This is a genomic window from Streptomyces sp. NPDC059900, from assembly GCF_050270335.1.
Lineage (GTDB): Bacteria > Actinomycetota > Actinomycetes > Streptomycetales > Streptomycetaceae > Streptomyces.
Genome location: NZ_JBNNJZ010000903.1, coordinates 1 through 2,259 on the forward strand (window position 1 = coordinate 1; position 2,259 = coordinate 2,259).

A 2,259-nucleotide genomic window follows, 5' to 3' on the forward strand; every position below is an offset into this window, starting at 1 on the left:
GGAGGGCACTCTCAGGCGTGTGGTGATCAGCCCGCTGACCAGGCCGGTGACCGCCCCCGCGAGCAGCAGTCCCGCCGTGATGAGCGGCCAGGGCGCGTCCGGGAACGAGCCGTACACCTCGGCTGCCGCGACGACGCCCGCGGTGACGATCGCCCCCACCGAGAGGTCGAACTCGCCGCAGACGATGACCAGATACTGCCCGGCGGCCAGGATCACCAGCGGCGCGGCGCGTTTGACGAAGGCGAGGAAGCGGTCGGGTTCGTAGAAGCCGGGGTCGGTGGCGGCCAGCGCGACGAGCAGCACGACCAAAAGGACGTAGACCGGCGCCCCGGTGCCGAGCGAGCGGGCAACCCGCTTGTGCGGGGCCTCCGTTGCCGTCTTGTCCGTCGGAGCCGCGGGGGCCGGACGGCTGCTCATACGGACCTCCTGCTGCCGCGCCGGGCGTAGATCGCGACGGCGGCGATGATGACGACGCCGCGGACGACGTTCTTGAAGAACGGGTCGACGCCGAGCTGGTTGAAGACGGAGTCGAGCACGGCGAGCACGAGGACCCCGCCGAGGGTGCCCGCCACTCCCCCGCGCCCGCCCGCCAGGACGGTGCCGCCGAGGACGACGGCGGCGATCGACTCCAGGTCGTAGCGGGCCTCGGTGCCGGCCCAGGGGGCGCCCGCGCCGAGCCGTGAGGCCAGGAAGAGGGCGGCGGCGCCCACGCACAGCGAGCACAGGACGTGGGCGGCGATGATCGTGCGCCGGGTGCGGACGCCGGAGAGCCGGGCGGCGTGTTCGTCGCCGCCGGTCGCGTAGAGGTGGTGTCCGAAGCGGGTGCGGCGGGTGATCAGCCACATCGCGGCGGCGACGGCGGCGAGCAGGAAGAGCGAGACGGGAATCGGGCCGATGCGGTCGTAGCCCAGGTGCTGGAAGGAGGCGGGGACCTTGCCCGCGGGGCCCGTGTAGTTGTCCTCGATCCAGCCGCGCAGGATGAACGCGGTGCCGAGCGTCGCGATGAACGCGTTGACCTTGAGCCCGGTGACGATGAGGCCGTTGGCGAGTCCGACGGCCGCGGACAGGGCGAGCACGGCGAGGACCGCGGTGAGGACGCTGCCGTCCTCCATGGTGGTGGCGGCGACGAGCGTGCCGAGGCTGATGAGGTAGGCCACCGACAGGTCGAGGGAGCCGGTGAGGATGACGGCGGTCTGGCCGACGGCGACCAGGCCCAGGGCAACGCAGTTCTGCAGGATGCCCACGACGTTCGAGAGCGTGAGGAAGTCGCCGCCGCGTGCGGCGACCACGATCCAGCCCAGCATGGTGACGGCCGCCGCCGCGAGCCAGACGCCGACGGCGGGGTCGGTGAGCCTGCTGCGGGTGGGGGCGCGGGTCTTCAGTGAGGCGGGCGGTGGGGCAACGGTGGTACCGCTCACGCGACGGAATCCTTTCCGGACAGGGCGCTCGGGTCACCGGAGGGTGCGGTCTGCCCATCGGAGGGGGCGGTCGGTGCATCGGAGGGGGCGGTCGTGGCGAGCCGCATCACGTCCTCCTCGGCCGCTCCGGCCGGCAGTTCTCCGGCGATGCGGCCTTCGGCCATGACGAGGATGCGGTCGCTCATGCCGATGAGTTCGGGCAGTTCGGAGGAGACGATCAGGACGGCGATGCCCTCGCGGGCCAGTTCGCGGACGAGGGTGTGGATGGCGGCCTTGGCGCCCACGTCGACGCCCCGGGTCGGCTCGTCGAAGAGCAGGACGCGGGGGCGGGCGGCGAGCCACTTGGCGATGACGACCTTCTGCTGGTTGCCGCCGGAGAGATAGCGGGCCTCCTGGTCCTCGCCACGCGCCTGGAGGCGTACCCGCTCCAGGAGGGCGGTGAGCTCGCGGGCGGCGGGCGGCTCCCCGCGGGCGGGCACGGCCCGGGTAACGAGCAGGGCGTTGTCGCGCACGGACTGGCGCAGGGCGAGGCCCTCGGCCTTGCGGTCCTCGGTGACCAGGGCGATCCCGGCGCGGATGGCCTGGCGGGGACTGCCGGGCCGCAGGGGTTGGCCGCCGACCGTCATGGTCCCGCCGGTGAAGGGCGCCGCTCCGAACAGGGCCCGCGCCAGGGACGTACGCCCGGAGCCTTCCAGGCCCGCGATGCCGGTGACTTCGCCGGCGCGCAGGGTCAGGTCGATGCCGCGCAGCCGGTCGTTGCCGCCGCCGGTGACCGTCAGGCGGACCTCGCCGATGTCGTCGGGGCGGGCGCGCGGCGGGTAGTAGGCGCTCAGTTCCCGGC

3 protein-coding genes are annotated in these 2,259 nt (G+C 73.5%); all 3 read right to left on the reverse strand.

Annotated features, from left to right (window positions below):
• The coding region (locus tag ACQKIP_RS45505) for an ABC transporter permease subunit (RefSeq protein WP_427745681.1) at positions 1-417 on the reverse strand (417 nt) is incomplete at its 3' end.
• A complete protein-coding gene (locus tag ACQKIP_RS45510; protein ID WP_365859856.1) occupies positions 414-1,382 on the reverse strand; it encodes an ABC transporter permease in 969 nt (322 codons plus the stop codon). The genes ACQKIP_RS45505 and ACQKIP_RS45510, both read right to left, overlap by 4 nt.
• Before the next feature lie 32 nt (positions 1,383-1,414).
• The coding region (locus ACQKIP_RS45515; protein ID WP_427745682.1) for an ATP-binding cassette domain-containing protein at positions 1,415-2,259 on the reverse strand (845 nt) is incomplete at its 5' end.